Source organism: Rudaea sp., assembly GCF_036383415.1.
GTDB lineage: Bacteria > Pseudomonadota > Gammaproteobacteria > Xanthomonadales > Rhodanobacteraceae > Rudaea.
Map to the genome: position 1 here is coordinate 1 of NZ_DASVOK010000400.1, position 5,317 is coordinate 5,317.

Sequence of the window (5,317 nt, forward strand, 5' to 3'; positions counted from 1 at the left end):
CGACCGCGCTGTCGGGCGATCGCATCGGTGCGATCGGCTACGGCCCCGGCCTCAACGCGGAAGTGAAGCCTGGCGGCGGCGTGCGCGGCGCACTGCGCTGCCTGCGCGCGTTCGTCGAATGGGACGCAATCACGCGCGATGTGAAGGAATCGGTGCCGCTTTCGCAGGCGCTGCAGCGCGCGCGGCGTCTGGCACACCCCGGCACGCAGGTCATCCTGTTCACCGATGGCTTCGATTGCGACGAAGCCGCGGAGCCGGCGCTGACGATGCTCGCCGAGCACTGCGATGTCGCCGCGGTGATCCTCAGCGATCCGCTCGAACACGTCGCGCCGCCGCCCGCGCGCTACGCGCTGCTGGGTGACGGCGGCCCGATGCTGATCGATTTCGCCGCACAGCACACGCGTGCACGCTGGCCGGAGTGGTTTGAAGAACAGCGTGGCGCCTTCCTCGCCATGCTCAAGCGCCGCGCGCTGAACTCTACGGTGCTCGATACCTCAGCCGAGCCGGAGGCCGCATTGCGCAGCCTGCTCGGCCTCGATGCGCGCAAGAAGAAGGCGGGCTGAGATGCTGCAGGCCGCCGCCACGCAAGGCCCCGAGCTGCGCGACATCCACCTGCCCGCGCCGCCGTCGTGGTGGCCACCGGCGCCGGGTTGGTGGCTGCTCGCGATCCTCGCGATTGCTTTGTGTGTTTTTCTCTTTTTATACTTTTACAGAATGCACCAGCGCCGGCTGCGGCGCCGAGCGCTGCTCGCCGAGTTCGAGCGTACCGCGTCGTCGAAGATGGACGCGCCCGCGCTCGCGGCGGCACTGTCCGCTTTCCTGCGCCGGCTGGCGATACGCACGATGCCGTCCGCAGCCACTCTCGCGGGCGAGGCATGGCTCGCATATCTCGATGCCCGACTCGGTGGCGAGGAGTTTTCCAACGGCGTCGGCCGCGCGCTGATCGAGGCGCCATATCGCGCGCAGGCCGAGTTCGATGCGCCGGCACTGGTCGCGCTCGTGCGCCGCACAGTGCAAAAATTCTGTGAGAACGGTGTGGCGCATGTTTGAGTTCGCCTGGCCCTGGCTGTTCGTACTGTTGCCGCTGCCCTGGCTCGTTGCGCGTGCGCTCAAGCCCGCCTCAGCCGAGGCCGGCGCCGCGCTGCGCCTGCCGATCGCGCTTTCGGGTTTCGATCTCGCTGGTGGCGCGAATCCGGTCGCGCGCTGGAAGCGGTGGCTCGCGTGGCTCGCCTGGGTGTTGCTCGTCGCCGCGGCGGCGCGGCCGCAGTGGATCGGCGAACCGATCGATCTCGAACGCAGCGGTCGCGATCTCATGCTGATGGTCGATGCCTCGGGCAGCATGGACACGCCCGACATGCGCATTGGCGGCCAGGAAGTCACGCGCTACGGCGCGGTCAAGGCGATCGCGGGCGATTTCATCAAGCGCCGCGTCGGCGACCGCCTGGGTCTCATCGTGTTCGGCAGCCAGGCCTATCTGCTCACGCCGCTGACTTTCGATCGCGACACGGTCGGCAAACAACTCGCCGAGTCGGCGGTCGGCCTGCCGGGCCGCGAGACGGCGATCGGTGACGCGGTTGGGCTCGCGGTCAAGCGCCTGCGAGAGCGCCCCGAGGACAGGCGCGTCGCGATCCTGCTCACCGACGGCGTCAACGATGCCGGCGAGCTCGACCCGGCCAAGGCGATCGATCTCGCCGTCGCGGAAAAAGTGAAAATCTATACCATCGGCATCGGTGCCGAGGCGATGCGCATCAACGATGGTTTCTTCGGCAGCCGCGTGGTCAATCCTTCGGCCGAGATCGACGAGAAGATGCTTGCCGGGATGGCGGAGAAAACCGGCGGTCGCTACTTCCGCGCGCGCGACACGGCGGAGCTGGCGCAGATTTATCGCGACATCGACAGGCTCGAGCCCGGCGTCGACAAGGGCCAGCAATTCCGCCCGATCGACGAGCTGTTCTTCTGGCCGCTGGGTGCCTCGGTGCTGCTCGCTTTGCTCGGCGCATTTGCACCGCAAGCCGCATCGCTGGGTGCACCGTATCTCACGCGAACCCGCGAGGCCGCATCGTGAACGCGTTGCACGATTTCCACTTCCTGCGTCCGGTATGGCTGGTGTTGCTGCTCGCGCTGCCGCTGCTCTGGCGCATGCTGAAGTCGGCCGGCAGTGATGCGCAGGCGTGGCGTGGTGCGGTCGACGCACACCTGCTCGAACACCTGCTCGTGCGCAACGCGGATGCGGCGCCCACGCGTGGGCCGGTGTGGCTCGCGCTCGCTGCACTCGCGGTCGCGAGCCTCGCGCTCGCGGGTCCGGCATGGGAGCGCCTGCCACAGCCGCTCTACAAGAACCAGGCCGCGCGCGTGATCGCGCTGGAACTCTCGGGCACGATGCTTGCGCAGGACGTGAAGCCGAGCCGTTATGAGCGCGCGCGCTACAAGATCGCCGATATCCTCAAGCGTTCGGGCGACGCCCAGGTCGCACTGATCGCCTACGCGGGCGACGCCTTCGTCGTTGCGCCACTGACCGACGATGCGAATACGGTTGCCAGTCTCGTCGACTCGCTCGATCCGTCGGTGATGCCAGCGCCGGGCAACGACACCGGCAAGGCGATCGATCTCGGCATCAAGCTGATCCACCAGGCCGGGGTGCGCGACGGCGAAATCGTCCTGCTCGCCGATGGCGCGAGCAGCGACGCTGATGCAGCAGCCGCGCGTGCACGCAGCGCGAGCGTGCACGTGTCGGTGCTCGGCATCGGTAGCGCGCAGGGCGCGCCGATCGCGCTCGGCGAGGGCGGCTTCCTCAAGGACAAGACCGGTAACATCGTGCTGCCCAAGCTCGACAGCGCCGCGTTGGCCGATGTTGCTCGCGCGGGCGGCGGGCGCTATGCCGAATATCGCACCGACGCGGGCGATCTCGACACGGTGCTCGGCATGCTGGAAGCGGGCGGCGAAGCGGCGACGGATGCGGGCGGCGCCGAGGTGCAGAGCGCGCGCTTCCTCGATCGCGGGCCATGGCTGCTGCTCGCGCTGCTGCCGCTGGCCGCGCTTGGCTTCCGCCGCGGCTGGCTGATGCTGCTGCCGCTCGCGCTGCTCGCGCAACCGCAGCGCGCCGAAGCGAACGTGTGGACCGATCTCTGGCAGCGTGCCGACCAGCAGGCGCAAACGCAGCTTGACGCGGGCAATGCGAAGGAAGCGCAGGCGCTGGCGAAGAATCCCGAACTGCGCGGCAGTGCGGCGTATCGTGCGGGCGACTTCGCCGCGGCGACGACGGATTTCGCCGACGCCGGCGCGCAGAAGGACTCCGCCGACAGTTCGTACAACCGCGGCAACGCGCTCGCCAAGCAGGGCAAGTTTCCCGAGGCGATCGCGGCCTACGATGAGGCGCTCAAGCGCGCGCCGGAAATGAACGACGCAAAGGCGAACAGGAAGGCCGTCGAGGATTTCCTGAAGAAACAACAACAACAAAAACAGGACCAGCAGAAAAACTCGCAGGATCACCAGGGCAACAAACAGCAGCAATCCGGCAACGACCAGGCGCAGGACTCGAAGGACGGCAAGGGCGATCAGCAAGGCGACGATAACGGCGAGAAGAAGGAATCGAAAGATCAGGGCAAGGACGACAAGGGCGGCAGCGAGCAGGACGGCAAACCGCAGGATTCGCAGCAGCAGGACAAGTCCGCGAACGGACGCGACAAGCCCGGTGAGGAAAAGAATGCCGCGCAACAATCCGCGCAAGGTAGCGAGGCCGGCAAGGAGTCGCAGGAAAAATTCCAGCAGAGCATGGACAAGGCGCTCGACAAGAAGACCGACGACGGCAAGAACCCGCAGCCCGTGCGCCTTGGCGCGCGCGAGGGCGAAGCGCGCAGCGAAAAGGACCAGGCCGTCGAACAATGGCTGCAGCGCGTGCCCGACGATCCCGGTGGCCTGCTGCGGCGCAAGTTCCAGCTCGAACATCAACGCCGCCAGCAAGGCGGGGACGAAACGCAATGAAGAGAATCATTTCGGGCAAAGTGGCGCGAGTGGTCGCGATGCTGTTCGCTTTGTTCATCGGCATCGATGCACACGCTACCCAGGTGCGCGCCTGGCTCGACCGCAACAGCATGCAGCTCGGCGAGACGGTGACGCTCAATGTCGAGGTCAGCGACAACGCGGGCGCGGCGCAGCCCGACTTCAATGTGCTGCAACAGGACTTCAATCTGCTCGGCACGCAGAGTTCGACGTCGATGAACATCGTCAACGGTGCGGCCAGCTCCAAGCTGCTCTGGGCCGTCGGCCTCGAACCCAAGCACGCCGGCGCGCTGACGATTCCGGCACTCGCCGTTGCCGGCGCGCAGACGCAGCCGCTGACGCTGACGGTCAGCCCCGCGAGCGCCGCATCGGGCAAGGCCGGCGATGACCTGTTCCTCGACTTCGATGTCGAACCGAAATCACCCTACGTGCAGCAACAGGTGCGCGCCACGGTCAAGCTCTACTTCGCGCTCAACCTGACCGACGGCAACCTTGAGGATCCACACGGCGACGGCATCAACGCGCACAAGCTCGGCCAGGATTCGAGTTACACCGCGGAAGTGGAAGGCCGCCGCTATCGCGTGCTCGAGCGCCACTACGCACTGAGCGCGGAAAAAAGCGGCACGGCAACGCTTGCGCCTCTCGCGTTCCGCGGCCACGCGGTCAATCCCAACGACGTCAACAGTTTCTTTACCCGCGGTCGCACGGTGACCGCGAGCGCGCCTGGCGTGACCCTGAACGTGCGCGCGCGTCCGGCGAATTCGGGCATCGATGCGTGGCTGCCCGCGCAGTCGCTCACGCTCGGCGCCGACGGCATCGATGCGAACGCGCAGGCGCGCGTCGGCGAGCCGCTGACGCTGACCTTGCGCCTGAAGGCGCAGGGACTCGCATTCGAACAATTGCCCGAACTGAAGCTGCCGAAAATCGATGGTGCCGATGTCTATCCCGACAAGGAAACCACGGTCAACCGCGATGACGGCACCTGGCAATACGGCGAGCGCACGCGCAAGTTCGCGATCGTGCCGAATCGCGCCGGCGCGCTGACGCTGCCGGCACTGAGCCTCGCCTGGTGGGATGTCGCGCACGACCGCGCCGCGAGCGCCGACGTGGCCGCGCAGACTGTTAATGTCGCCGCAGATGCGGGCGCATCTTCCGCAGCCGCAGCGCCTGCTGCGGCAAATTCCACAAATATACAAACTGCCACGCCGACGGCGGCACTGCCATCCGGGCTCGAGCCCGGACGGGGCATCGGGTTTACATGGCGCCTGCTCGCACTCGGCGCGGTCGCGCTTTGGCTGCTGACCGTGGCGGCATGGGT

Annotated in this window: 4 protein-coding genes and 1 pseudogene; all 5 read left to right on the forward strand. The window is 67.1% G+C overall.

Translation table 11 applies throughout. The features are described 5' to 3' along the window. Positions 1-563: pseudogene (locus tag VF497_RS14720) on the forward strand (hypothetical protein); the annotation flags it as partial. Between the two features lies 1 nt (position 564). Continuing rightward, complete coding sequence (locus tag VF497_RS14725) at positions 565-1,050, forward strand: DUF4381 domain-containing protein (RefSeq protein ID WP_330890029.1); 486 nt, start codon at positions 565-567, stop codon at positions 1,048-1,050. Further along, a complete protein-coding gene (locus VF497_RS14730) occupies positions 1,043-2,065 on the forward strand; it encodes a VWA domain-containing protein (RefSeq protein WP_330890031.1) in 1,023 nt (340 codons plus the stop codon). The genes VF497_RS14725 and VF497_RS14730 overlap by 8 nt, the downstream gene beginning before the upstream one ends. Further along, positions 2,062-3,981, forward strand: a complete 1,920-nt coding sequence (locus VF497_RS14735; protein WP_330890033.1) for a VWA domain-containing protein — start codon at positions 2,062-2,064, stop codon at positions 3,979-3,981. Before VF497_RS14730 ends, VF497_RS14735 begins: the two co-directional genes overlap by 4 nt. Further along, positions 3,978-5,317 (forward strand): BatD family protein (locus VF497_RS14740; protein WP_330890035.1); only part of this gene is annotated, 1,340 nt, incomplete at its 3' end. The genes VF497_RS14735 and VF497_RS14740, both read left to right, overlap by 4 nt.